This window comes from Streptomyces sp. NPDC057702, from assembly GCF_042799315.1.
Classification (GTDB): Bacteria; Actinomycetota; Actinomycetes; order Streptomycetales; family Streptomycetaceae; genus Streptomyces.
This window is the reverse complement of the sequence record NZ_JBHVJC010000002.1, coordinates 53,212-77,885: the sequence shown is the minus strand read 5'-3', so window position 1 is coordinate 77,885 and position 24,674 is coordinate 53,212. Positions and strand designations below refer to the sequence as shown.

Annotated in this window: 21 protein-coding genes, 1 pseudogene and 1 riboswitch; of the genes and pseudogenes, 17 read left to right on the top strand and 5 right to left on the bottom strand. The window is 72.8% G+C overall.

Annotation, left to right across the window (positions count from 1 at the left end; genetic code table 11):
- Window positions 1–188: 188 nt before the first annotated feature.
- Window positions 189–319: riboswitch (FMN riboswitch) on the top strand.
- Window positions 320–501: 182 nt separating this feature from the next.
- The 10 genes from ribD (at window position 502) to ACFVFR_RS01690 (ending at window position 9,584) form a co-directional block, all read left to right on the top strand.
- Complete coding sequence (gene ribD / locus ACFVFR_RS01735) at window positions 502–1,596, top strand: bifunctional diaminohydroxyphosphoribosylaminopyrimidine deaminase/5-amino-6-(5-phosphoribosylamino)uracil reductase RibD (protein ID WP_383697393.1); 1,095 nt, start codon at window positions 502–504, stop codon at window positions 1,594–1,596.
- A gap of 1 nt (window position 1,597) precedes the next feature.
- The gene (locus ACFVFR_RS01730; RefSeq protein WP_383696980.1) at window positions 1,598–2,302 is read left to right on the top strand and encodes a riboflavin synthase; all 705 of its coding nucleotides are present in this window, start codon (window positions 1,598–1,600) and stop codon (window positions 2,300–2,302) included.
- Window positions 2,299–2,958, top strand: a complete 660-nt coding sequence (locus ACFVFR_RS01725; protein ID WP_383696977.1) for a nicotinamide riboside transporter PnuC — start codon at window positions 2,299–2,301, stop codon at window positions 2,956–2,958. Before ACFVFR_RS01730 ends, ACFVFR_RS01725 begins: the two co-directional genes overlap by 4 nt.
- Window positions 2,955–4,262 carry a bifunctional 3,4-dihydroxy-2-butanone-4-phosphate synthase/GTP cyclohydrolase II gene (locus ACFVFR_RS01720; protein ID WP_383696975.1) on the top strand — a complete coding sequence of 436 codons (1,308 nt, stop codon included), beginning with the start codon at window positions 2,955–2,957 and terminating at the stop codon, window positions 4,260–4,262. Before ACFVFR_RS01725 ends, ACFVFR_RS01720 begins: the two co-directional genes overlap by 4 nt.
- A gap of 85 nt (window positions 4,263–4,347) precedes the next feature.
- Window positions 4,348–4,833: a 6,7-dimethyl-8-ribityllumazine synthase gene (gene ribH / locus ACFVFR_RS01715; RefSeq protein ID WP_383696973.1), complete on the top strand. Its 486-nt coding sequence runs from the start codon at window positions 4,348–4,350 to the stop codon at window positions 4,831–4,833.
- Between the two features lie 35 nt (window positions 4,834–4,868).
- Window positions 4,869–5,141 carry a phosphoribosyl-ATP diphosphatase gene (locus ACFVFR_RS01710; protein WP_069466267.1) on the top strand — a complete coding sequence of 91 codons (273 nt, stop codon included), beginning with the start codon at window positions 4,869–4,871 and terminating at the stop codon, window positions 5,139–5,141.
- 120 nt (window positions 5,142–5,261) lie between these two features.
- Window positions 5,262–6,110, top strand: coding sequence for an ATP phosphoribosyltransferase (hisG, locus tag ACFVFR_RS01705; RefSeq protein ID WP_383696971.1), 849 nt, complete (start codon window positions 5,262–5,264; stop codon window positions 6,108–6,110).
- Window positions 6,111–6,250: 140 nt separating this feature from the next.
- On the top strand, window positions 6,251–6,700 hold the full coding sequence (locus ACFVFR_RS01700; protein WP_383696969.1) for a PH domain-containing protein: 450 nt from the start codon (window positions 6,251–6,253) through the stop codon (window positions 6,698–6,700).
- Between the two features lie 203 nt (window positions 6,701–6,903).
- Window positions 6,904–8,532, top strand: a complete 1,629-nt coding sequence (locus tag ACFVFR_RS01695; protein ID WP_383696967.1) for a CNNM domain-containing protein — start codon at window positions 6,904–6,906, stop codon at window positions 8,530–8,532.
- The gene (locus ACFVFR_RS01690; protein ID WP_383696964.1) at window positions 8,529–9,584 is read left to right on the top strand and encodes a hemolysin family protein; all 1,056 of its coding nucleotides are present in this window, start codon (window positions 8,529–8,531) and stop codon (window positions 9,582–9,584) included. The genes ACFVFR_RS01695 and ACFVFR_RS01690 overlap by 4 nt, the downstream gene beginning before the upstream one ends.
- A 78-nt stretch (window positions 9,585–9,662) precedes the next feature.
- Here the strand turns inward: ACFVFR_RS01690 and ACFVFR_RS01685 are convergent, their stop codons facing one another.
- Together ACFVFR_RS01685 and ACFVFR_RS01680 are read right to left on the bottom strand one after the other, a co-directional pair.
- Window positions 9,663–11,558, bottom strand: coding sequence for an AAA family ATPase (locus ACFVFR_RS01685; RefSeq protein WP_383696963.1), 1,896 nt, complete (start codon window positions 11,556–11,558; stop codon window positions 9,663–9,665).
- 502 nt (window positions 11,559–12,060) lie between these two features.
- Window positions 12,061–12,663 carry a uridine kinase gene (locus ACFVFR_RS01680; RefSeq protein ID WP_383696960.1) on the bottom strand — a complete coding sequence of 201 codons (603 nt, stop codon included), beginning with the start codon at window positions 12,661–12,663 and terminating at the stop codon, window positions 12,061–12,063.
- A gap of 280 nt (window positions 12,664–12,943) precedes the next feature.
- Between ACFVFR_RS01680 and ACFVFR_RS01675 the strand changes: the two genes are divergently transcribed.
- Both ACFVFR_RS01675 and ACFVFR_RS01670 read left to right on the top strand, forming a co-directional pair.
- Window positions 12,944–14,353, top strand: coding sequence for a peptidase C39 family protein (locus ACFVFR_RS01675; RefSeq protein WP_383696958.1), 1,410 nt, complete (start codon window positions 12,944–12,946; stop codon window positions 14,351–14,353).
- Window positions 14,354–14,829: 476 nt separating this feature from the next.
- A pseudogene (locus ACFVFR_RS01670) lies at window positions 14,830–14,952 on the top strand (IS5/IS1182 family transposase); the annotation flags it as partial.
- Here ACFVFR_RS01670 and ACFVFR_RS01665 read toward each other — a convergent pair.
- Window positions 14,949–15,320, bottom strand: coding sequence for a MerR family transcriptional regulator (locus ACFVFR_RS01665; protein ID WP_383696955.1), 372 nt, complete (start codon window positions 15,318–15,320; stop codon window positions 14,949–14,951). The pseudogene ACFVFR_RS01670 and the gene ACFVFR_RS01665 sit on opposite strands and share 4 nt — an antisense overlap.
- A 92-nt stretch (window positions 15,321–15,412) precedes the next feature.
- On the opposite strand from ACFVFR_RS01665, the gene ACFVFR_RS01660 reads away from it, so the two are divergent.
- The gene (locus tag ACFVFR_RS01660) at window positions 15,413–16,618 is read left to right on the top strand and encodes an MFS transporter (RefSeq protein ID WP_383696952.1); all 1,206 of its coding nucleotides are present in this window, start codon (window positions 15,413–15,415) and stop codon (window positions 16,616–16,618) included.
- A 543-nt stretch (window positions 16,619–17,161) separates the two neighbouring features.
- Here the strand turns inward: ACFVFR_RS01660 and ACFVFR_RS01655 are convergent.
- Together ACFVFR_RS01655 and ACFVFR_RS01650 are read right to left on the bottom strand one after the other, a co-directional pair.
- Window positions 17,162–17,629 carry a hypothetical protein gene (locus ACFVFR_RS01655; protein WP_383696949.1) on the bottom strand — a complete coding sequence of 156 codons (468 nt, stop codon included), beginning with the start codon at window positions 17,627–17,629 and terminating at the stop codon, window positions 17,162–17,164.
- Window positions 17,626–20,115, bottom strand: coding sequence for a molybdopterin oxidoreductase family protein (locus tag ACFVFR_RS01650; protein WP_383696946.1), 2,490 nt, complete (start codon window positions 20,113–20,115; stop codon window positions 17,626–17,628). Before ACFVFR_RS01650 ends, ACFVFR_RS01655 begins: the two co-directional genes overlap by 4 nt.
- Before the next feature lie 862 nt (window positions 20,116–20,977).
- On the opposite strand from ACFVFR_RS01650, the gene ACFVFR_RS01645 reads away from it, so the two are divergent.
- The 4 genes from ACFVFR_RS01645 (at window position 20,978) to ACFVFR_RS01630 (ending at window position 24,388) form a co-directional block, all read left to right on the top strand.
- Window positions 20,978–21,427 (top strand): SRPBCC family protein, encoded by a 450-nt coding sequence (locus ACFVFR_RS01645; protein WP_383696943.1) that lies wholly within the window; start codon window positions 20,978–20,980, stop codon window positions 21,425–21,427.
- A gap of 90 nt (window positions 21,428–21,517) precedes the next feature.
- The gene (locus ACFVFR_RS01640; RefSeq protein ID WP_383696940.1) at window positions 21,518–22,120 is read left to right on the top strand and encodes a flavodoxin family protein; all 603 of its coding nucleotides are present in this window, start codon (window positions 21,518–21,520) and stop codon (window positions 22,118–22,120) included.
- A gap of 44 nt (window positions 22,121–22,164) precedes the next feature.
- A complete protein-coding gene (locus tag ACFVFR_RS01635; RefSeq protein ID WP_383696937.1) occupies window positions 22,165–23,046 on the top strand; it encodes a glucose 1-dehydrogenase in 882 nt (293 codons plus the stop codon).
- Window positions 23,047–23,917: 871 nt separating this feature from the next.
- Window positions 23,918–24,388 carry an SRPBCC domain-containing protein gene (locus ACFVFR_RS01630; RefSeq protein ID WP_383696935.1) on the top strand — a complete coding sequence of 157 codons (471 nt, stop codon included), beginning with the start codon at window positions 23,918–23,920 and terminating at the stop codon, window positions 24,386–24,388.
- Window positions 24,389–24,674 lie beyond the last annotated feature (286 nt).

Here is a 24,674-nt window from a genome sequence, read left to right as displayed (position 1 = left end):
AGACCAAAGCGTCAATAGGTATGGACCAATATCAACGGACGGGCAGGTCGGGGGAGTTCCGGGGTGGCGGGTGTTCGGACAGCTGTTTTCGGCCAAGATTGTGACTGGTCTCCTGTGAGTCAGGCCACAGGGTCCGGCCGGCATGCCCCTTGCGACCCGTGGCAGACTGGGTGCCGTACCAGTGACGTCAGCGCACTCCGGGGTCGGTGAAAATCCGAACCGGCGGTAACAGTCCGCGACCCGTCCGCAGCCAGCGGTCGGTTGACCAGGTGAAATTCCTGGACCGACGGTGAAAGTCCGGATGGGAGGCAGTGCGCGACGGGCAAGCGCCGGTGCGCCGTCGTCGCGGCGCTCACCCAGCGGTGAGCTCCCTCCCGACCTTGGCGTTCCCCGTGTGCTGTGCCCGTTGTCCTGTCATTTCGACAGCCCCGGAGTCCGTGCCCGAAAAGGCAGGAGGACCCGGTGGGCACCCACGAGGCGAACGCCAGCGAGAGCGCCGCCATGCGCCGCGCCATCACGCTGGCCGCCCGCGCTCTGGGCCACACCAGCCCCAACCCCGTCGTCGGCTGCGTCATCCTCGACGCGGCCGGAGCGCCCGTGGGCGAGGGCTGGCACCAGCGGGCCGGCGGCCCGCACGCCGAGGTGCACGCGCTGCGCCAGGCCGGCGAGCGCGCCCGGGGCGGCACCGTCCTGGTCACCCTGGAGCCCTGTAACCACACCGGTCGCACCGGCCCCTGTGCCCGCGCGCTGATCGAGGCCGGCGTCGCCCGCGTCGTCTACGCCGTTCCCGACCCCGACCCCCAGGCCACCGGCGGCGCCGCCGCCCTGGCCGCGGCCGGCGTCACCGTCGAGCGCGGACTCCTGGAAGCCGAGGCGGCGGCGGGCAACGAGGCCTGGCTGACCGCCACGCGCACCGGCCGCCCCTTCGTCCTGTGGAAGTACGCCGCGACGCTGGACGGCCGCAGCGCCGCGGCCGACGGCACCAGCCGCTGGATCACCTCGCCGCAGGCGCGCGCCGACGTCCACCGGCTGCGCGCCCAGGCCGACGCCGTCGTCGTCGGCTCCGGCACGGCCCGCGCCGACGACCCCCACCTCGCCGCCCGACTGCCGGACGGCGAGGTGACCCAGCCGCTGCGGGTCGTCCTGGACACCCACGCCACCGCCGTACGCCCCGGCGCCCGCGTCCTGGACGACCGGGCGCCCACCCTGGTCGCCGTCGGCCAGGACGCCGACGTCCACCATCTGGACGGACGGGCCCAGGTCCTGCGGCTGCCCGCCGGGCCGGACGGGCGCGGCCTGGACGTACCGGCGCTGTTGAGGGCCCTGCACGCCCGCGACGTGCGCTCCGTGCTGCTCGAAGGCGGGCCGACGCTGGCCGGCGCCTTCGTCGCCGCCCAGGCGATCGACAAGGTGGTCGGCTATCTCGCCCCCGCGCTCCTGGGCGCCGGGCCCGCGGCCCTGGCCGACGCCGGAATCACCACCGTCGAACGGGCGTTGCGGCTAAGCGTGGTCAACGTCGCCCACATCGGTACCGACTTGCGGATAACGGCCGTGCCGCACTGGCAGGCCCGTCCCACCACCTCTCAGGGGAGCTGACGTGTTCACCGGAATCGTTGAAGAACTGGGTGCGATCGCCGCCGTCGAAGAGCTGGGCGAGACCACCGCCGCCACCCCGGGTGAGGCTCCCGCCGGCTCCGCCCGGCTGCGTATCCGTGGACCGCGGGTGACCGCGGACGCCCGGCACGGCGACTCCATCGCCGTCAACGGCGTGTGCCTGACCGTCGTGGAGGTCGCCGACGGCGAGTTCACCGCCGACGTCATGGCCGAGACGTTGCTGCGCTCCAGCCTCGGCGCCCTGGTGCCCGGCTCCCCGGTCAACCTGGAGCGCCCGATGGCGCTCGGTGGCCGGCTGGGCGGGCACCTGGTCCAGGGCCACGTCGACGGCACCGGCGTGATCACCGAGCGCGTCCCCGGCGAGCACTGGGAGGTCGTCACCGTCTCCCTCCCCGCCGACCTGGCCCGGTACGTGGTCGACAAGGGCTCCATCACCGTCGACGGCATCAGCCTCACCGTCGTCGAGGCCCGCGCCGACCACTTCACCGTCAGCCTCATTCCCACCACGCTGGCCCTGACCACGCTGGGCGACAAGCGGGTCGGCGACCCGGTCAACCTGGAGGTCGACGTGCTGGCCAAGTACGTCGAGCGGCTGCTGGCCCACGGCACGGTGCCCGGCGCCGGCCCGCTCGACCCGGCGGACCCGTCGCGGGACGCGCGCCAGGCCCGTGAGGAGGCCGCGCGGTGAGCCTGTGGCAGAGACTGGGCGACGGCCTCGGCGACGAGGCGTTCGCCGTCCTGGGCCAGCACGTCATCTGGTCCGACATGATCGGCAACATCTTCGGGCTCGGCGCCCTCGCCCTGGGCTGGCGACGCTCCATGTGGACCTGGCCCGTCCAGTTCGTGGCCGGCGCCGTGCTGGTCACCGCCTACGCCACCGCCCACCTCAGTGGCGGCCTGGGCAAGCAGCTCCTGGTCATGGCCGTGGCCGCCTGGGGCTGGCGCCAGTGGCACACCGGACGCCGACGCCACGACGGCCAGATCGCCGTGCGCTTCGCGAGCTGGCGCGAGCGGGCCGCCCTCGTGGCCGCCACCGCCGCCGGCACCCTCGCCGTCGGCGGGCTGTTCACCGCCGTGCCCGAGCTGTCCTGGAACCCCTGGCCCGACGCGTACATCTTCGTGGGCACCCTGACGGCGATGGTCGCCCAGGCCCGGGGGCTGGTCGAGTTCTGGTTCGCCTGGCTGCTGGTGGACCTGGTGGGCGTCCCGCTCGCCTTCAGTAGCGGCCTGGCCTTCTCCGGCCTGGTCTACGTCATCTACCTCGCGCTCGTCCTGTGGGGCGCGCGCGACTGGTGGCTGCGCTCCCGCGTGGGTGCGCCCGCCCTGGAAGGAGCGCCCGCATGACCGCCCCGCTCAACTGGCACGGCCCCCACCCCGCCGGAGCCACCGGCCTGGTCCTGGAGGACCTCGCCCTGGACTCCGTGGAGCGGGCCGTCAGCGACATCGCCGCCGGCCGGCCCGTGGTGGTCGTGGACGACGAGAACCGGGAGAACGAGGGCGACCTCGTCGTCGCCGCCGAGAAGGTCACCCCCGAGATCGTGGCCTTCATGATGAGCGAGTGCCGTGGCCTGATCTGCGTCCCGCTGGAGGCCACCGACATCGACCGGCTTGACCTGCCGCAGATGGTCGAGCAGAACACCGAGGCGATGCGCACCGCCTTCACCGTCTCCGTGGACGCCGGCCCCGAGCACGGCGTGAGCACCGGCATCTCCGCCGCCGACCGGGCCGCCACCATCCGCCTGCTGGCCGACCCGCACAGCGTCCCGACCGACTTCGTACGCCCCGGCCACGTCTTCCCGCTGCGCGCCCGCCCCGGTGGCGTCCTGACCCGCGACGGGCACACCGAGGCCGGCGTCGACCTGGCCCGACTGGCCGGCCTGCGCCCCGCCGCCGCCATCGTGGAGATCGCCGGCGAGGACGGGGCCATGCTGCGGCTGCCCGAGCTGGTGCCCTTCGCCCGCAAGAACGGCCTGGCGATCATCTCCATCGAGGACCTCATCGCCTACCGCGCCGCCGCCGAGCCCACCGTGCGCCGCGAGGCCCAGACCCGGCTGCCGACCGCCTTCGGTGACTTCCGGGCCTACGGCTACCGCTCGGCCGTGGACGGCATCGAGCACATCGCACTGGTCCAGGGCGACCTGGGCGAGGGCGACGACGTGCTGGTGCGGGTCCACTCCGAGTGCCTGACCGGCGACATCTTCGGCTCCCAGCGCTGCGACTGCGGACCCCAGCTCCAGGCCTCCCTGGAGCGGGTGACCGCCGAGGGCCGCGGCGTCGTGCTCTACCTGCGCGGCCACGAGGGCCGGGGCATCGGGCTGCTGTCCAAGCTGCGCGCGTACGAGCTCCAGGAGCACGGCCGGGACACCCTGGACGCCAACCTGGAGCTGGGGCTGCCCGCCGACGCGCGGGACTACGCCGCCGGCGCGCAGATCCTCCTCGACCTCGGGGTGCGCTCGGTGCGGCTGATGACCAACAACCCGCACAAGGCCGCCGCGCTGGCCGAACACGGCCTGCGCATCACCGGGCGCGAGCCGATGCCGGTCCAGGCCGGCGAGCACAACCTGCGCTACCTGCGCACCAAGCGCGACCGTATGGGGCACGAGCTGCCCTGGCTCGACGCGGAGCACGTCACCACCTGCGACCAGTGAGCCGCCCGGGCCCACCCGCACCTCCCGGCACCGCCGGGCACACCATCCACCAGCACAGTGGTCAGCACAGCGCACGAGGAGAGACATGAGCGGTCAAGGCGCCCCCGAACTGTCCGTGAAGAACTGCGGCGACCTGCGCGTCGCCGTCGTCGCCGCCCAGTGGCACGAGCAGGTGATGGACGGGCTGGTGGACGGCGCGCTGCGCGCGCTGACCGAACTCGGCATCGACGAGCCGACCCTGCTGCGGGTGCCGGGAAGCTTCGAGCTCCCGGTGGTCGCCAAGGTGCTCGCCGGGCGCGGCTACGACGCCGTGGTCGCGCTCGGCGTCGTCATCAGGGGCGGCACCCCGCACTTCGAGTACGTGTGCCAGGGCGTCACCCAGGGGTTGGCCCAGGTCAGCGTGGACACCGGCGTGCCCATCGGGTTCGGCGTGCTGACCTGCGAGGACGAGCAGCAGGCGCTGGACCGGGCCGGGCTTGAGGGCTCGCGCGAGGACAAGGGCCACGAGGCGGTCACCGCGGCCATCGCCACCGCCGCCACCCTGCGCACCGTCTCCGAGCCCTGGCGCTGAGCCCGCCACCGGCACCCCGTAGGCTAGGCGCCACCATGGCGAACAAGACATTCGAGGAGCTGTTCACCGAGCTCCAGCACAAGGCCGCCACCGGCGATCCCAGCACCTCGCGCACCGCCGAACTCGTGGGCAAGGGCGTGCATGCCATCGGCAAGAAGGTCGTCGAGGAGGCCGCCGAGGTGTGGATGGCCGCCGAGTACGAGGGGGCCGACGCCACCGCCGAGGAGATCTCCCAGCTCCTGTACCACGTTCAGGTGATGATGGTCGCTCGCGGCATCTCCCTGGACGACGTATACGCTCACCTGTGATTCCGCGCCGCCGCGGCGGACCCCCGCTGGCGTCCGCCGCGACGGCCCCTTCCCCCAGCCCCGGGCACCCAGCCCCTCCCGCACCCGCACCGCCGGTCCGACGTTAAGGAAGCTGACCTCATGCTGCGCATCGCCGTCCCCAACAAGGGTTCACTGTCCGAGCCTGCGTCGGCGATGCTCCATGAGGCCGGCTACCGGCAGCGCAAGGACCGGCGCGAACTGGTCCTGGTCGACAGCGCCAACGAGGTCGAGTTCTTCTTCCTGCGCCCGCGCGACATCGCCGTCTACGTCGGCTCGGGCCGCCTGGACATCGGCATCACCGGCCGCGACCTGCTGCTGGACTCCGGCTCGCAGGCCGAGGAGATCATGCGCCTCGGCTTCGCCGGGTCCACCTTCCGCTACGCCACCCGGCCGGGCACCGCCCAGAGCGTGCACGACTTCGGCGGCATGACCGTCGCCACCTCCTTCTCCGGCCTGGTCACCAAGCACCTGGCCGACAACGGCGTGGACGCGGCCGTCGTCCACCTCGACGGCGCCGTCGAGACCGCCATCCAGCTCGGCGTCGCGGAGATCATCGCCGACGTCGTGGAGACCGGCACCACGCTGCGCAACGCCGGCCTGGAGATCATCGGCGAGCCGATCCTGGAGTCCGAGGCGATCGTCATCCGCCGCGCCGGCGAGTCCCCGGACGACCCCAAGGTCCAGCAGTTCCTCCGCCGCATGCAGGGCGTCCTGGTCGCGCGCCGGTACGTGATGATGGACTACGACATCCGCGTCGAGCACGTGGAGCGCGCCGTGGCCCTCACCCCCGGCCTGGAGTCGCCCACCGTCTCCCCGCTGCACCACGAGGGCTGGGTCGCGGTCCGCTCGATGGTCCCCTCCGACCAGGCCCAGAAGATCATGGACGAGCTGTACGACCTGGGCGCCCGCGCCATCCTCACCACCGGCATCCACGCCTGCCGCCTGTGAGTCCGGGGGCCGGCCGCGGCGGCGCGTCCGCGCGCGGCTCGGCCCGCACCCGCCCGTGGGCCGGCCGGCGACGGCACCCGACCGGCCCCGCCCGCCGCCCCCGTGGCGACCACCCCCAGCACGTCTGAGAGGCCAGCCGAGTGTCCGCCCCCCTGCCTGAGCTGCCGATCACCTTCCGCCCGACCCGCACCCGGGTCGTGCTGCTGGCGGTCGGCGTTCTGCTGTTCCTCACGCTCCTGGTCATCGCGCTGGCACTGCCCAGCCTCAGCCCCGGGGAGCGGATCAGCTTCATCTTCACCGGCGTGCTCTTCTGCGGCGTCCTGGCCCTGCTCGCCCGGCCCAAGGTCGTCGCCGCGCCGAGCGGAGTGACGGTCACCAACCTGACCACGCGCCGCTCCCTGGAATGGCCCGAGATCCTGCGGGTCAACCTGCGACCGGGTGACCCCTGGGTCTTCCTCGACCTGGCCGACGGCACCAGCCTGCCCGCCCTCGGTATCCAGCCCGGCATCGCGAAGGCGCAGGCGATCGAGGACGCGCGCACGCTGCGGGCGCTCAGCGAGGCGTACGGAAGCGGCGACCACACCCGCTGAGGGGCCTGCCCCGGGCCCTGGCTCCTTGATTACTCTGGTCCCCAAGGCGCGCCCCGCGCCCCGCCCCTTCGGTGGCCGAGCGCCGAGCGCGTGGCCGCGTGGCCGGAGCGGCTCCTGCGATCCGAGGAGTGAGTTCCTCCAGCGATGGACGGTTCGTCCTGTAGTACCCGCGCCGCCTCTCCACGTCCTCGGGAGGCGGCGGCATGAGCCCCACCGTGTCCCTCACCCTGCTGGCCGCGGCGTTCTTCCTCATCCTCGCCAACGGATTCTTCGTCGCCGCCGAGTTCGGCCTGGTCACCGTGGAGCGGGCGGAGGCGGAGCGGGCCGCGGCCAACGGTGACCGTCGGGCCCGCACCGTGGTGGACGCCCTGCGCGAGCTCTCCTTCCAGCTCTCGGGCACCCAACTGGGCATCACCATCACCTCGTTGGTGGTCGGCATGCTCGCCGAGCCCGCCCTCGGGCACCTGCTGACCGGCCCGCTCAGCGCGACCGGGGCCCCCGCCGGTGCCGTGCCCGGGCTGGCCGTGGCCGTCGGCATGCTGGTGGCCTCGGCCGTCCAGATGGTCATCGGCGAACTGGTGCCCAAGAACTGGGCGGTCTCCCGCCCGCTCCAGGTCGCCCGTTTCGTGGCCGGCCCCCAGCACGCCTTCGCCCGCTTCTTCCGCCCGCTGATCTCCCTGCTGAACACGGTGGCCAACCGCCTGGTAAGGGTGCTCGGTGTGGAGCCCACCGAGGAGCTGGCCTCCGCCCGCACCCCCGGCGAACTCGTCTCGCTCGCCCGGCACTCGGCCCGCGCCGGCGCCATCGAGCAGGACACCGCCGACCTGTTCGTCCGCACGCTCTCGCTGGCCGGCCTGACCGCGCAGCACGTCATGACACCCCGGGTGCGGGTCAGCGCCCTCCAGGCCACCGCCACCGCCCAGGACGTGCTGAACCTGACCCGCGCCACCGGCCTGTCCCGCTTCCCCGTCTACCGCGACCGGCTCGACGAGGTGGTGGGCATGGTCCACCTCAAGGACGCGCTGGCCATACCCGCGGCCCAGCGGCTCCACACCCCGGTCGACGCCATCGCCCAGGCGCCACTCCTGGTGCCCATGTCGCTGCCGGTGCAGCCGCTGCTCAAGCAGTTGCGCAGCGAGCAGCCCATCGCCGTGGTCGTGGACGAGTACGGCGGCACCGCCGGCGTCATCACGCTGGAGGACATCGTCGAGGAGCTGGTCGGCGAGGTACGCGACGAGCACGACGCCGCCGACCTGCCCGAACTGGTCCAGGTCGCCGGCGAGGACGGCCGCCTGGTGTGGGAGGCCGACGGAAGCTGCCGCGTGGACACCCTCCAGCAGATCGGGCTGGTGGCCCCGGACGGCCCGTACGAGACGGCGGCCGGTCTGGTGGCCGGCCTCCTCGGCCGCATTCCCGTGCTCGGTGACACCGCCGAGCTCCCCGGCGGCTGGAAGCTGGCGGTCCGCCAGGTCGGCCACCACCGCGCCGAGCGGGTCCGCATCGTCCACCTCGGCGCCGCGACGGGCGCCGCGACGGGTACGCGGGGCACCACGCCGGGGCCGCGCGCCGAGGCGTGCCCCGCGAGCTGCCCGGTCGGCCACGAGGCGGCGGGCCCGCACGCCCGGGAGCCCGCCCCGGTGGGCGCCGCCAGCGCGGGCGGCGACACCGCGCCGCCCGCCCCGGCCGCGTCGTCGAACCCGTCCGGCGCGGACGGCACGGACGGCGCGGACCCGGCGGCGGGCGGGACCGCCCCGCGCCCCACCGAGGCGGCGCGCGCGCCCGCCTCCCGTACGCCGGTGGGCGGCACGGCGGCCGGGGGAGTCGCCCGATGAGCGCGTTGCAACTGCTGTTCGCCCTGCTCCTGGTGGGTGCCAACGGCTTCTTCGTGGGCGCCGAGTTCGCCCTGGTCTCGGTCCGTCGCAGTCAGATCGAGCCGCAGGCGGCGGCCGGCTCGGGCCGGGCGCGCACCGTGTTGCAGGGCCTGGAGAACCTGCCGCAGATGATGGCCGCCGCCCAGTTCGGCATCACCGTGTGTTCGCTGACCCTGGGCGCCGTCGCCGAGCCCACCGTGGCCCGCCTCCTGGAACCCGTCTTCCACGTGGTCCACCTGCCGCACCAGCTCGTCCACCCGCTGGGTTACGCCATCGCGCTGGCCGCCGTGGTCTGCCTGCACCTGGTCATCGGCGAGATGGTGCCCAAGAACCTGGCCATGGCGGCTCCGGAGCTGACCGCGCTGTGGCTGGCCCCGGGGCTGGTCGCCTTCGCGCGGCTGTGCCGGCCGGTGACCGCCCTGTTCGGGGCGTGCGCGCATCTGGTGCTGCGGCTCTTCCGGGTGGAGCCCAGGGACGAGGTGGAGGCGGTGTTCACCAGCGAGCAGCTCACGCACCTGATCGCCGACTCCCGCCAGGCGGGCCTGCTCGCTCCCGACGAGCAGAAACGGCTGGCGGACGCCCTCGAACTGGGCACCCGCCCGGTCACCGAGGTGCTGCTCGACCCGGCGGGCCTGGTGACGGTCGACCCGGCCGTGACGCCACGCCAGGTCGAGGAGCTGACCGTACGCACCGGCTACTCGCGCTTCCCGGTGCGCGGCCCCGGCGGCGCGTTCATGGGCTATCTGCACGTCAAGGACGTCCTGGAACTGGAGGAGCCCGAGCGTGCCGTACCGCAGCACGTCTGGCGCCCCATCAAGACACTCCGGGCCGAGCTGCCGTTGGACGACGCGCTGACGGCGATGCGCAGGGCCGCCTCGCACCTGGCGGCGGTCAGCGACGCCTCGGGCCGTGTCCTTGGTCTGGTCGCCCTGGAGGACGTCCTGGAGAAACTGGTGGGCGAGGTCCGCGACCCCGCCCACCGGGGCCCCGCACGCGCCCCGGCCCGCCCCTAGGCGCTCCACCCGCCCGCCGTGGGCGTCCGGACCTCCGGCGCTCGCGGCGGGGCGCGGGGCCGGCGGCCGGGAGCGGGCTCAGCCGAACGGCGGGTCCTTGCGGTCGCGGTCGACCGGGCCACGGCCGGAGAGGACCTCGCCGTACGCCTGCATCAGGTCCGGCAGCCGCAAGGTGGCCAGATCGTCACGGTCGGGGAGCCCGCTCCAACCGGAGAGCCGCAGGTCGCGATAGGCGCAGCTCTTCTCGTACAGCGTGCGGAGGAAGCGACCGTTGCCCAGCTCGTCGATCCAGCCCTGGTCCACGACGTGGCCGCTGATGCTCCGCAGCTCCTCGACGGCCTCCTCGTCCCAGCGGTCCCCGTTCTCGGCCGCCAGCACCTCGCCGATGGCGGTCAGCTCCTGCGGCCGGTAGCTGGGGAAGTCCACCCGGGTGGTGAAGCGCGAGCCGAGCCCGGGGTTGGCGGCCAGCAGCCGGTCCATCCCCTCCGGGTAGCCGGCGAGGATGACCACCAGCCGGTCCCGGTTGTCCTCGGCCCGCTTGAGCAGCACCTGAAGGGCCTCGTCGCCGTAGGCGTCGCCCTTGGTGTAGCCCGAGTTGGAGAGGCTGTACGCCTCGTCCACGAAGAGCACCCCGCCCAGCGCCGAGTCGATCAGCTCGTTGGCCTTGACCGCCGTCTGGCCCAAGTACTCGCCGACCAGATCGGCCCGGCCGGCCTCCACGAGGTGGTCGCCGCCGAGCAGCCCGAGCGCGTAGAAGACCCGCCCCAGGATGCGCGCCACCGTGGTCTTGCCGGTGCCCGAGGGGCCGGAGAAGACGAAGTGTCGCTTGGGCGGCTGCACTGGCAGGCCCTGGCCGGTGCGGAGCTGGGCCATGCGTAACTGCGCGGACAGCGCCCGCACCTGCCGCTTGACCGGCTCCAGGCCCACCATCCGGTCGAGCTCGCGCAGCGTCTCGGCCAGCAACCGTGGGTCGGCGGGGCCCGCCGGCAGACCGCCGCCGGCCTGGCCGGGCACGCCCCGCCGGTCGCGCGGCCCGTCGGCGGCCCGTGGGCCGGCGCCCAGCGGGGCGTCGGGGCCGCCGCGTGGCTCGCGCCCCTCCGGCGGGTCGGCGCTGGGCACCGGCTCGGCCTCGACGCCGTCGAGCCCGTCGACGACGTCCTGGCCGGCGCCGGCCAGCGACACCGGGGCCAGGTCCTGGCTGTCGTCGAAGCCGTCGGACTCCGCGATGGCGGCCAGTCGGGCGGCGGTGTCCATGAACGTCGCGTCGATGCGGTGCACCGCCCGGTACAGCGGCAGGGCCGCCGCGCTGCGCCCGATGCCCTCGTGGGAGCGCGCCAGCCAGTAGCGCAGCTCCTTGCGCTGCGGCTGCTCGCTGCGACAGCGCATCAGCGCGGCGGACAGCAGCGGCTCCGCCTGGCCGTACATCTCCAGTCGGACCCGGGCCATGCCGCCGAACAGCCCCGCCTCGATGCCCAGCAGCGGGTCCTGGAGCAGCGGCTCGGTGTGCCGTACGAGCTGGTCCCAGTCCTTGACCAGATAGGCCCGGCAGGCGTGCAGGAACCGGGCCTGCGGGTCGGCCTCGACCGGCGGACAGCCGGCCAGCGCCCGGTCGAGTTCGGGGACGTGTCGGCCGTCGAGCCAGTGCGAGGCGTGCGCCAGCAGCAGGTCACGGCCGCTCTCCAGCACGGGCTGCACCCACCAGCCGAGCCAGTACCAGGAATTGAGGGAGCGTCGGTGGCGGGCCCGCTGCTCGCCGAAGCGGTCCCGGTGGCGGTACATGCGCAGCAGGGCGGTCGCGGTGTCGGCGCGCAGGGCGTGCAGGCCGAGCCAGCCGTCGGCCATGCCGGGATCGAGTTCGACCGAGGTCCGGAACTCCTCCTCGGCCTGCGGGTAGGCGCCCATGGTGTACGCGTCCACGCCGCGCAGCCAGGCGAGCTCGGCCGGGGCGTGCGAGCCCTGGATGCCGAAATCCATCACATCCCCCACAAACCGAGCCCCCGTGGTGTGGCGCCGGGCGGGTGCCCGGTCGCCGCTGTGCCGAACCGCCGTGCCCTGACCGGGGATTGGCCAGTGTGCCAGTGCGTCCGCCCGTCGGCAGCACTGCTGGGCATCGTACCTGCGAAGACGGCGCCCACCGAAGGGTGCGCACGGCTGTTCGTGCGGGAAGGGCGTGATCCGGTCGGTGCCGCGGCCGTACGCGATGTGCGGGGAGTGATTCCGGAAACAGTCACCCAGCGTGAGCGCGGAGTGTCGCAAAGCGCGCAAATCGCAGCGCGGAGGGCAGAACGAAGCCCCCGATCACGGGGGAACAACCGGGGGCTTCGCGTCTGCGGGCGACCCGTACGAGTCGCACATTGAGAACGTAAGACCTGTATGGCCCCCAGGTCAAGCGGAGTTGGGGGACGGGTCTCGCGGTGTGTCGGACCGATCGCCGGCGCGACCGGCCTTCGTTACGCAGCGTGATGCTGGTGGAGGGTCAGAAAGTGCCACCGGGCCCCGGTAGCACCCGATACCCCTCGCTGCTCGCGGCGCGCTGGAGGACCAGTGCGTCCGCGTACGGGCGGGAGGGGTCGGCGGCGAAGTGCGCGCGCTCCGCGGGCACCCAGCCCTTCCAGAACGCGGCCATCTCCGGGCCGTCCCGTCGCCGCCCCCGCCGCCAGGAGTCACGCTCCGCCAACTCCATCCACAGCAGGCACGCCAGACGCGGTCGCAGCGCCCGCCGACCGGCGCCGACCCCCTCCACGATCACCACCGGGTCCGGCGGCAGCGCGTGTCGGCCGGCGAAGTGGCGCGCGTGCCAGTCGTAGACGGCGTAGTGCGCGGTGCGGCCGTGCTCCAGCGGGCGCAGCACCTGTTCGGTCAGCCGGGCCGACCAGTCGAAGAGCGCCGCGTGGCTGGCCAGGTCGTCGGTGTGCAGCACGGGCGCGCCGCCCAGCGCCGTGGCGAGCCGGGCCGCGAAGGTCGTCTTGCCCGACCCGGCGTGCCCGTCCACCGCGACCAGCCGCACCGGCCCCAGCGACGGCGGCAGGGCGCGCAGGCGCGCGGCGAGGTGGGAGAGCGGGGTGGCGGGGTCGGTCACCGCACCACCCTACGGGCGCGCCCCCGCCCACCACCGCCCGCCACCAGCACCCGGCACGCCACCGTGGGCCACTTCCGCGTCCCCGCCGGGCCCGCCAGCGGCATCCGGCACCGCGCCCACCCCGCCACGGGGCCGCCGTGGCCCGTGCGGCGGCTACGGGGGCGGTCCGCGCGGTGACGCGCCGTACGGCACGTCACTGGCCTGGGCCAGGCGTAGCGGTCATAGTGGGGCCACCTGTCGTGCACCTGCCGTCGCATCAGATGACTGGGGGCCTTTCACCATGAGCAGACTCACCCCGCGACGTACCCTCCTGGCCGCCGCGCTCGGCGTGACCGCCGGGCTGGCCGCCGTCTCCCCGGCGCGGGGCGCGGCCCGCTCGGGCGGCCCGGGCGCGACGGGCGGCGACCCGGGCTCGACCGTGGACAACCGGGCCTGGACGAGCGGCGCGGACTGGCGCGCGGGCGCGGTGCGGGGCGTGCGGGTCCGGGACGGGGTGCGGCCCGGCATCGACATCGCCCGCCCGGCCGGCACCAGCGAGTACACCGACCCCCACACCGGCACCACGGCCCCCTGGGAGTACGCCACCTGGACCGGGCCGGCGCACACCCTGCCGACGCCGGCGAACGAGGTCATCGCCTCCTGGAACGCGCACACCCCGGCCGGCACCTGGCTCCAGGTCGAGGCCCGCGTGGCCTACACCGACGGTGCGCGCAGCCCCTGGTACGTGCTGGGTCGGTGGGCCGCCGGCGACCAGGACATCCGGCGCACCTCCGTCGACGACCAGGGCGACGGCCGCAGCAGCGTGTCCACCGACACGCTGGCCGTGGACGCGGGCCCGGCCGGCGAGGGCCTGCGGATCACCGCGTACCGGCTGCGGCTGACGCTCTACCGGCGCCCGGGCACCACGCTCACGCCCCAGGTGTGGCGGGTGGGCGCGATGGGCTCGAACGTGCCCGACCGGTTCACCGTGCCCGCCTCCGAACCGGACGTCGGCACCGGTCGCGAGCTGACCGTGCCGCGCTACTCGCAGGAGATCCACAAGGGGCAGTACCCGGAGTACGACAACGGCGGCGAGGCGTGGTGCAGCCCCACCTCGTCCCAGATGATCATCGAGTACTGGGGGCGGCGGCCCAGCCGCGAGGAACTCGCCTGGGTCAACCCCGACTTCGCCGACCCACAGGTCTGCCACGCGGCCCGGTTCACCTACGACTACCAGTACCAGGGCTGCGGCAACTGGCCCTTCAACGCCGCCTACGCGGCCACCTACCGCGACCTGACCGCCGTGGTGACCCGGCTGAACACGCTCACCGACGCCGAGACACTGATCGCCGCCGGCATCCCGCTGATCACCTCCCAGTCCTTCCTGCCGGGCGAGCTGAGCGGCGCCGGATACGGCACGGCGGGCCACCTGATGACCGTCATCGGCTTCACGTCACAGGGCGACGTGGTGGCCAACGACCCCAACAGCGCGACCAACGAGGCGGTACGCCGGGTCTACCGACGCCGGGAGTTCGAGAACATCTGGCTGCGGACCAAGCGGTACAACGCGAAGGGCGAGGTGGTCAGCGGCACCGGTGGCGTCTGTTACCTCTACTTCCCGGCCAGGCCGACCCCCGCTCAGCGGCGGGCACTCGCGGAGGTGGGAATCCTCGGGGCGTGCGCGCCCCACGGATGGCCCCCGATGACCTGACGGCCGCGGTCGTCACCGCCGTGGGTGAGGTGGCCGTACAGCCATCGCTTACCTGAGCCCTCGGCCCCCCTTGTCCAGGACTGTCGCCACCTGCGCACCAACGTTCTCCGGGCCTCTCGGGTCGTTCGTCCCGACGGCGCGTGCTGTTGTAGCTCGGAATTCCGGCAGCGCCAGATGTCTTCTGTGACAACACATCTGACTACGTCGCATGTCGTCACCGGAGCGCTCGATCCGGTCAGTCGTGCCGCCTGGAGCCCGTCATATCTTCGGCCATGGGCTCCATACCGCATCAGTGGTCATCAATCGGACAGGCGGTCCGACCAACGGCCCAGCGGGCCGGCGGCATACGCTCGAGGGCGCTGTGCCGTCGGCCGGATCGGGGTCGTTGGGTTCTGTCGTCACATGTCGCGCCCACATCAGGAGTGGTGCGAGGGTGACGGCTGCTTCGTAGGACTGGGCGGTCTTGTCGTAGCGGGTGGCGCGGCATCGCCATCCGCTACGACAGACTCGCCACCCGCTACAAGGCCGGACTCCACCTTGCCTCACTTATCCTCTGGCTCCGCGAACCCATCCCAGACCGTTTGTCAGAAAGGCCCTAGGAGGCTCGGATATCGACGCGTACGGCGTCGAGGTAGTCGGTGATGGCTTGGTGGTTCTTGGTGAGACATTCGATTTTCTCGGCCATGCGATCGCGTTCGCGTTCCAGCGTTGCGACCATGTCTGGCGTGACGTAGGGCAAGTGGATCGTGCGGGGGGTGTTCAGGCAGGGCAGGATCTGCTTGATGATCCGTGTGGGCAGCCCTGCGTCGAGCAAGCCTCGCACCTGGAGAACCCGGTCGACGACGTACTCCTCATAGTCCCGGTACCCGTTGGGCAGTCGATCTGACGCGATCAGTTCCTGCTCCTCGTAGTAACGCAGCAATCTCACCGGAGTCCGCGTGCGCGTCGACAACTCGCCGATCCGCATATCCCTCTCCTCGCTCTCTGCGGCTGACGTTGTGTGACTCAGCAGACACTGATTTGACCCTCACACTAATGTCACCCTTCGATCATTTGGCCATGACGCGATCAGAGACTCTGCCATCCTCCTCGATAACGAACGCCCGGCTCCCGCTGGCGGGTCTTCTGGCTTTGGCCACCACCGGGTTCATTACGCTCCTCACCGAGACGATGCCCGCCGGGGTGCTTCCCGAGATGAGCCGAGACCTGGGTGTCAGCGAAAGCACTGCCGGGCAGAGCGTCACCGTCTTCGCGATCGGGGCGATCCTCGCCGCGATCCCGCTCACCCAGGCGACGATCGGCTGGCCGCGACGACACCTGCTCCTGGTGGCGATCGCAGGACTCGCGATCGCCAACACCGTCACCGCGCTCTCCGGGAACTTCGCACTGACGCTAGCCGCCCGGTGCCTCGGCGGCATCGTCGGCGGGTTGCTCTGGGCGCTGTTGGCCGGGTACGCGGTACGGATGGTTCCCTCACATCAGCGCGGCAAGGCCATGGCGATCGCGATGGGGGGCGCAATCGTCGCCCTGTCCGTCGGAGTTCCCGCTGCGGCGTTTCTGGCCAAGCTCGTCGAGTGGCGATACGCGTTCGGGATCATGACCGTCCTCACGCTCGCGTTGATCGTGTGGGTCATCGCGGCGGTGCCGGACTTTCCCGGACAGCCCAAGGGCTCACGGCTCCCACTAACCCGTACCCTTCGCATTCCCGGCGTAGCGCCCGTGCTCTTCGTGACCCTCACGTTCGTGCTCGCGCACAGCATCCTGTACACCTACATCGCCTCGTTCCTCAAGCCGCTCGACATGGCAGGTCAAGTCGACGCCGTGCTGCTCACCTTCGGCCTGGTGTCGCTGGTGAGCATCTGGATCGCCGGAGCGCTCGTCCATCGGTGCCTGCGCCTCCTCATGATCCTCGCGTGTGTGCTGTTCGCGGCATGCGCGCTGCTGCTCGGCATCTTCTCCGGCGTGCCCGCGCTCGTCTACGCCAGCGTGGCGCTCTGGGGGCTCGCGTTCGGCGGCACCTCCACCCTGTTGCAGACCGCAGTCGCCGAAGCGGCAGGCGACGCCGGCGATGTCGCCCAAGCACTCCTCACCACCGGATGGAACGTCGGAATCGCTGGTGGTGGCATCATCGGGGGCCTCGTCCTCAGCGGATTGGACGCATCCTGGCTGAGTTGGGTCACGCTCGCCCTGCTCGTCCCCGCACTCACCACTGTGCTCGCGGCACACCGATACGGGTTCACCAGGGGAGAGCTCGGCAGCCGCTGAACCGGCGCTGCCCCTGACTGAGACCCGGGAGCAAGACCCAGTGGATCGCTCACGGGTCCGGCGATCCGTACGCACGGAAAGGGATTCTTGAAATCGACCTCGTGTCCGCCCGCCTCGGCGAGTCGCCGAGGCGGGCGGAGGGGCACGGGTGTCTGGCGATGCCACGCCGATGCGGGCGGAGGCTCCGGTCCGATCCTCGTTCACCGGGAATTCCCCAGGGACTTTTCAGGGACTTTCCGCGCTGTCCGAGGGAGTTCTCAGGGACTTTTCTGCCGCGTAAATCAGGAAAGGCCCGGACAGCGGTGAAAGGCCCTTCTCCGACGGTCGCCCCGGCGGTGTGTGCTGTCGTGGCGCGGAGCTTCGGCAGCGCCACATACGGTCTGCGGCAACACATCTGACCGCGTCGAATGTCGTCACTGGGCTGCTCTGCCCGGCCCTCTGGGAACAGCCGGCCCCGTGCCCGGCCCGGGCTTCTCGGCTGGCGGGCGTCGCGGGGTGGGGCGGTGCCCAGCCCTCGTGGGCCGGGTGGCGCCAGGGTGTGCTCTAGGTGCTGGTGAGGATCTGGGGCGCCAGGTTTTTGATCATGGTGGTGGTCCAGCGGATCTGCCGGAGGGTCCGTGGGTGGCATGTGGAGGCCAGGTCGAGCAGCCTCTCGTCCCGTGTCGCCTGGGCGGCCTGGGCGATGACCTGCCAGTACAGGGAGTTCCTCGTGGCGGTGAGGTGCAGCGCGCCGAGGTCGTGCAGCAGGAGCAGCCCGGGTTCCCGGGGCCGCCCGGCTTCGGGGGTGGTCGTGAGGGGTGCGAAGAGGCCGTGGCCGGGAGCTCGGGGGTGTTCTTCGCCCGTGGCCTCGGCCAGGCGGCGGGCGTGTTCGCGGGACCAGACGGCGAGGTCGCGGGCGACGTGGTGGACTTCGTGCTCGCCGGAGTGTCGGTCGGCGACGGTGACCAGTTCCCGCGCCAGGTGCTGTTCGCCGTGGTGCAGTGCGCGCAGGACGGCGCTGACGCGGTTCACGACGGGGTGCCCTCCTCGCGGTGCGGGGTGGTGTGGACGGCCTCGGTGACGAGGGCGGCGCGTCCGCCAGCGGTGTGGTGGTTCCCGGTGGGCCGGGCGGGGGCGGATGCCGTGGTCGTCGGGGCGGACGTGGGGGTTCCGTCGCCGCGTTCGAGCAGGGTGAGGGTGGCTGCGGCCGTTTTGAACAGGGGCTGTTTGGACACGGGGTCCCAGTCGGTGACGGTGGTCTCGTTCGCGGCCCGGGGTGGGGTCCGGGCGTCTGGGCCACGGCCCGCGGGGGTATCGAAGTAGCCGTAGTGGAAGGGCACGAACAGCAGTCCGGTGCGGATGTCGGTGATCCGCAGCCGTCCCCGGAGGGCGCCACGAGGTGTGGTGACCTCGACGAGGTCGCCCTCGCGCAGATCCCGCGCGTCGGCGTCACTGGCGGAGATCTCCACCCATACGTCGGGGGCGGCCGCGTTCAGCTGCGGGGTCCGTCCCGTCTTGGTGCGGGTGTGGAAGTGGTAGACCGTGCGTCCGGTGGTGAGTTGGAAGGGATACTCCAAAGACGGTTCCTCGTGCGGCGGCAGATACTCGGCGGCCTTGATGACGGCCTTTCCCTCCGGGTTGCGGGCGCGGTAGTCGTCGGCACTGTCGGCCGCTCCGGTGACCACATCCTTGCCGTAGGACTCGCAGTCCTCGGGGTGGGCCCAGGTGACGCCGTTGGTGTAGAGGCGTGCGGTTCCCTCCGGCGCGCGGTCGTCGCACGGCCACTGGACGCCGGTGCCGCCGCGGAGTTTGTCGTAGGTGAGACCGGTGTAGTCGCAGGGGCGTCCGGCGCCGCACCGTTTCCACGCCTCGCACGCGGACTCGGGGTCATGCCAGCCGATCAGCGGGTGGCCGTCCCTGTCACGGAAGTCCATCCGCGCCGCGTAGTCGAGGAAGATGTCCAGGTCCGGCCGGGCGTCTCCCGGGGGTGCGACGGCCTGCTCGGCGAGGTGGACGGTGCGGTCGGCGTTGGTGAAGGTGCCGGTCTTCTCACCCCAGGTCGCGGCGGGCAGCACCACGTCGGCCAGTTGGGCGGTCTCGGTGAGGAACAGGTCCTGTACGACGGTGAGGAGGTGTTCCCGGGCGAGGATTCGGCGGACGCGGGCGAGTTCGGGCAGTGACACGGCGGGGTTGGTGCCACTGATCCACAGCAAGCGGATCGAGCCCTGCTCGGCGTAGCGGAACATCTGCATGGCGTGGGTGGACGGCGCGAAATGGGGGATCGTCGACGGTTCGACGTTCCACACCCTGGCGAGATCGGCGATGTGGGCGTCGTTCTGCCAGTTGCGGAAGCCGGGGAGGTCCCCGTTGGCGCCGCACTCGCGGGTGTTCTGCGCGGTGGGCTGGCCGTTCATCTGGAGCACCCCGGCGCCCGGTCGCCCCAGCATGCCCCGGATCAGATGAAGGTTGTTGACCTGGACCGCCGCGGCCGTGGCCTGGTGGGACTGGTAGACGCCCTGGAGCACAGTGGAGGTGAGCCGCCGGGCCCGCCCCAGGAGGCGGGCCGCCTCGGTGATGCGGGCGGCGGGGACGTCGCAGATGGCCGCCGCCCACGCCGGAGTGCACTCCCTGACCCGCTCGGCCAGCTGGTCGAAGCCGACCGTGTGCGCGGCGATGTAGCGCGGGTCGGTGCGCCCGGTGCGGATGATCTCGTGGAGCAGGGCGTTCAGCAGCGCCACGTTCGTTCCGGCCCTGGGGGCCAGATGGACGGTCGCCCGGCGGGCGACGGGGGTGGGGCGCGGGTCGACGCAGACCAGATCGGGCGGGTCCGCGCCTTCCAGCCGGTCCAGGATGCGCATCCACTGCACGGGCTGGGTCTCGGCGATGTTGTGCCCGAACAGGGCGAGCACATCGGCGTGGTCGAAGTCGTCGAAGCTGCCGGGCTGGCCGTCGCAGCCGAACGACTCCTTCAACGCCTCGGCGGCGGTGGCCGTGCACATGCGGGTGTTGCCGTCGAGATGGTTGGTGCCGATACCGGCCCGGGCCAGGACGGCCAGGGTGTAGTACTCCTCCAGGTACAGCTGCCCGCTGGTGTAGAAGCCGATGGAGCCCGGGCCGTGGTCCGCCAGCAGGGCGCGGGAGTGGGCGGCGACGTGTCCCATGGCGGTGTCCCAGTCGCACTCGACGAGCTTGCCGCCGGTACGGATCAGCGGCCGGGTCAGCCGGTCGGACGCGGCGTTCGCCTGCCAGGCGAACAGGTCCTTGGGGCCCAGCCGGCCCAGGTTCACCCGGTCCGTCGCCCGGCCCCGCACCCCCACCATCCGCCCACCTGCCACAGCGATGTCCATGGCGTCGCCGTCGGAGTGCAGCAGGGACGCGGCCTGCACCCACCTCTCCACCCTGTGCGGCTCGACGCCGTCGGCCAAGAAGCTGTCCACCCGCACCGGCCACCGCCCGTGCCGGCCGTACGGGGTACGGGTGCCCCAGGGGGACGCGATCCGGTCCACCGACCGTTCCATGACTGTCCTCTCGGTCCTGCGCCGTGTCAGCTGGCCCTGCCGCCGGCCCCGGCGGTGGGTGCGCGGCCCAGTCATCCGGATGGGGCCGGGCGCGGGGCGCCGCATCGCCGCAGGCGGCCCGCCGAGGTACTCGTTCGGGCCAACCACGGCGGACAGGGGACGACGTGGTGTGACCCGAGGCGTGGCATTGGCGGTGGCGTGGCCGCCTCGGTCGGTCCTGGCTCCCGACGCCTGGCCCCGGTCCGGTCACCGGGAACGCGCGCCGCGTCGGCACGACGCCCGGTACCAGGCCCCGGGTGGCGCCGGGGGCGGGAGTACGGCAGGCCCCGGGGTTTCCTCAGCGGGCGCGGGCCATCAGGGTGGCCCGGGCCGGTTCGGTGGCGGAGCCGGCCCGTTACCTGGACGTCGACACGGCCGGGATCCGGGGTGGGAGCGCTGGCCGCCTCGCGGGGAGGCGGACTTCGGCTCGCGGGCGGAGGTGCGGCTCGCGCCCCTCGACCCGCCGGAGCGGGCACGTTCCGCGTGGACGCTTCGGACGGCGGTCTCCGTGCCCGGCCGGGTGGGCCCCCGCGCTTGCGCGTGGACTCCTTGACGTGCTCGTACCGGCATTCCCTCTCGCTACCGGAACCTCGGGGCATGACGTACTCCTGCCGTCGCGGTGGCGATGTCCTGCTCTCCGAGGGGGCGGCCGGCCTGGACGCGACCGCGAAAGGCCAGGTGGCGGCCCCCTGTGTCCCGTGCGCGCGTGCCCGGGAAGCGGCGGATCACGCACCCGGACCGGCCTGTGTCACGGGCGGCGGGCTGGGTAGTCGGAGCGTCATCAGCCCGCAAGGGACCCGTACAAGCCGGAACGGAGTCGAACGTGTCGAAGATCGAGGAATCCGTCGAGGTCGCCGTCCCCCTGAGCACCGTCTACAACCAGTGGACCCAGTTCGAGGACTTCCCGAGGTTCATGCAGGGTGTCGAGCGGATCGAGCAGCGCACCGAAACCCTCACCCACTGGGTGACCGAGGTCGGCGGGGTCCGCCGCGAGTTCGACGCGGAGATCACCGAGCAGCAGCCCGACGAACGGATCGCCTGGACCACTGTCCAGGGCGAGGTGCGGCAGGCCGGGGTGGTCACCTTCCACCGCCTGGACGACGCCCGGACGAAGGTGATGCTCCAGCTGGACCACGACCCGTCCGGGATCGCCGACTCCGTCGGCGACAAGCTCGGCTTCGTCCGCCACCGTGCCAAGGGCGACCTGGAGCGGTTCAAGGCGTTCATCGAGGACCGCGGCACGGCCACGGGCGGATGGCGCGGCACCGCGTGAGTACCGCCGGGTGGGTGCCCACACCGCGCGGTGTGGGCACCCACCCGGGCAGGCTGTAGCCATGTCACCCGATGCCCGGAGGTTGTGATCATGTCCCGTGCGCTGGCCCTGGTGTGCACACTCACCCCGTCCCCCGACCCCTCCAGCAGCGAACTCCTGGCCCGCCAGGTGATGGAGGAACTCAAGGGCCTGGGCGTGGCGGGAGAGGTGGTACGGGTCGCCGACCACGATGTGCGAACCGGTGTGGCCGTCGACCTGGGCGACGGGGACGCCTGGCCCGGGCTACGGGAGAAGGTCCTGGCCGCCGACATCCTGTTGCTGTCCACACCGATCTGGCTCGGCCACCCCTCCAGCCTCGCCCAGCGCGTCCTGGAGCGTCTCAACGCCGACATCTCCGAGACCGACGACCACGGCCGCCAGCTCCCCTACGGCAAGGTCGGCCTGGTCGCCGTCGTCGGAAACGAGGACGGCGCCCACCACGTCAGCGCCGAACTCTTCCAGGGCCTGAACGACCTCGGCTTCACCCTCGCCCCCGGTGCGGTGACCTACTGGGTGGGCGAGGCCCAGCAGGGCACCGACTACCAGGACCTCGACGAAACCCCCGAGGCCGTCACCCAGACCACCCGGGAGCTGGCCCTCAACGCCGCGCACCTCGCGAAGCTGCTGAACCAGTCGCCCTACCCCCCGCGCTGACCACCGGGCCCCGTGCCCGCAGCCATTTCTGGAGGTACCGAGCCATGGCAGACGAGCCCTCCGACCCGGTCACCCGACACCCACAGCCGGATTTCCCCGACCAGGACCAGCGACATCCGGGGTGGACCGGCCCGATGGACCCCCCACCCGATCACGGCGAGAACTCCTACGAAGGGCACGGCGTCCTCGCGGACCGGGTCGCGGTGATCACGGGCGGGGACTCCGGGATCGGGCGGGCCGTCGCCCTCGCCTACGCCCGCGAGGGCGCCGACATCGTCTTCACCCATCTCGCGGAGGAACAGCGGGAAGCGGGCCGTACGGCGGAGCTCGTCCAGGACGCGGGCCGACGGGCGGTGGCGGTGGAGTGTGACATCCGGGACGAGGACGCCTGCCAGGCGCTGATCGACCAGGCGGTGGGGGAGTTCGGCCGGATCGACGTTCTCGTCAACAACGCCGCCTACCAGATGTCCCAGCCCGACGGCATCTCGGCCATCACCACGGAGCAGTTCGACCGGGTGGTGCGCACCAATCTCTACGGCATGTTCTGGCTCTCCAAGAAGGCGCTGCCGCACATCCCGAAGGGCGGCAGCATCATCAACACCGCCTCCGTCCAGGCCTACAAACCCAGCCCGCACCTGCTCGACTACGCCATGACGAAGGGCGCGATCGTCACGTTCACCCAGGGGCTGGCCCAGATGCTCGCCAAGGACGGCGTCCGCGTCAACGCGGTCGCCCCCGGCCCCGTCTGGACCCCGTTGATCCCCGCCACGCTCCCCGACACCGTCGAGTTCGGGAAGCAGTCCCCGCTCGGCCGCCCCGCGCAGCCCGCGGAGATGGCACCGGCGTTCGTCTTCCTCGCTTCCCCCCGGGCGAGCTACATCACCGGCGAGGTCGTCAACGCGACCGGCGGCACCCCCCTGCCCTGACCCGGACGGCGTGCCGGAAGCCGGAGCGGGCGCTCTGGAGGGGAATGCCGCGCCAGGCGGGCGGGCGCCGAGCCCACCCGCACGACCGTGCCTCGGTCACGGGGCGCCACCCCTCCCGGCGTCGCCCCGGTGCCGGGCACACCTCCCCGGCAGCCGGCCGCCCCGAACGCTCCGCCAGGGGCGAGCACCGGCTTCGAGGGACCCATGTCCCCGTGGGGCCGCCCCCGACACGCGCCCTCCCGGGGGCCGGGGGCGGCCTCGACGCGCCGGGGGGCGACTTCACCGCGCGTCGGTGTGGCCCGGGGGCCCCGGACACCCATCGGAGGGGAAGGCCCCGAGGCGAACGGAGGGCCGCACGCTCTGCGCACCGTCCACGTCGATGAGACGATGCGGGAAGGGCGACTGGCGCGCGGTGCGCCCTCGCGCGGGTTGGAAGAGCGGCCGGTGGCCACTGGCCGCGCCGCGTGGACGCGTAACCATCTCGACCGCCCGAGGACAACCGTGCGCCCGGCGTTGTGCCCGACGGCACTGGCCCCTGCGGGCGGGAGGCCGCGGGGCGGCCCTCGGCGGACCTGCCGGCCCGGTGGCGCCGGGTGACCCGCGGGCTCCGCGTCGGGCGGCGGGCCGCGCTTCCCGCCTGGGGAGTCACTGGTCCAGGCGGGCTCAGGCCGCGCGGCGCACGGAGCTGCTGGGCATCGCCGCCCGGTGACACCCGCGAACCCGCCGGCAGATCCGCCGGGCCCCGACGACCATCAGGAATCTCGGCCGCAGATCCCATCCCGGACCTGAGGGGCTCACCCTCGTCGCGCACCGTGAACGCGGGTGGCCGACTCGGGGCAGCCCGGCCGACTATCCGAGGACGGAGCATCCCATGGCGATCCGCCATCAGCTGATCGGCCGCGACCTCGCCGCCGTGTGGACGGTGTTGTCGAACCCGGCCCGTTACGCCGACTGGGTGGTCGGCACCCAGGACTCCGCCCCCGGTTCCGGCGACTGGCCGGAGGTCGGCTCCACCCTCACCTACACCCTCGCCCTTCCGGGGCGGCGGCGGGCCGACGGCCACACGGTGGTCCGCCGCTTCGAACCCCCGCGCCACCTGGAACTGGAGGCCCACAACCCTCTGGGATCGGCCCGCATCGCGCTCGACATCCGGCCCTGGGGCGACCAGACCCTGGTGATCGTGGACGAGCACCCCCTGCGCGGCGCGGCCGGCGCCCTGCACAACACCCTGGTCGACGCGCTGCTCCAGCTCCGTCACCGCCGGATGCTGCCGCGCCTGGCAGCGGTGGTCGAACACGAGCACCCGCTGCTCCACCCCGGTCCGGGCCGGGCGAGGACATGAGGGACGGACGCCCTCACGGCCGGGGCCGGCTGCCCGGCCGCCGCGAACCTCCCCGCCGACGCCGGTCACCGCGACCCCGCCGACGGCGACGACCAGGAGGCGGACCCCGTACGCGCGACAGGCGGCCAGGGCCCTGCCGGCGGAGACATCCGCGACGACCTCCCGGCGGAAGGCGGCACCCACGGGCGGCCCCCGCCCGTCCGCCCCCGCCCCAGCACGCCCCGTTTCGCGCGGGCGCCGCGCCGGGTGTGCGCCGGGTGCCTGCGGGCACCCGCACATCACCGGA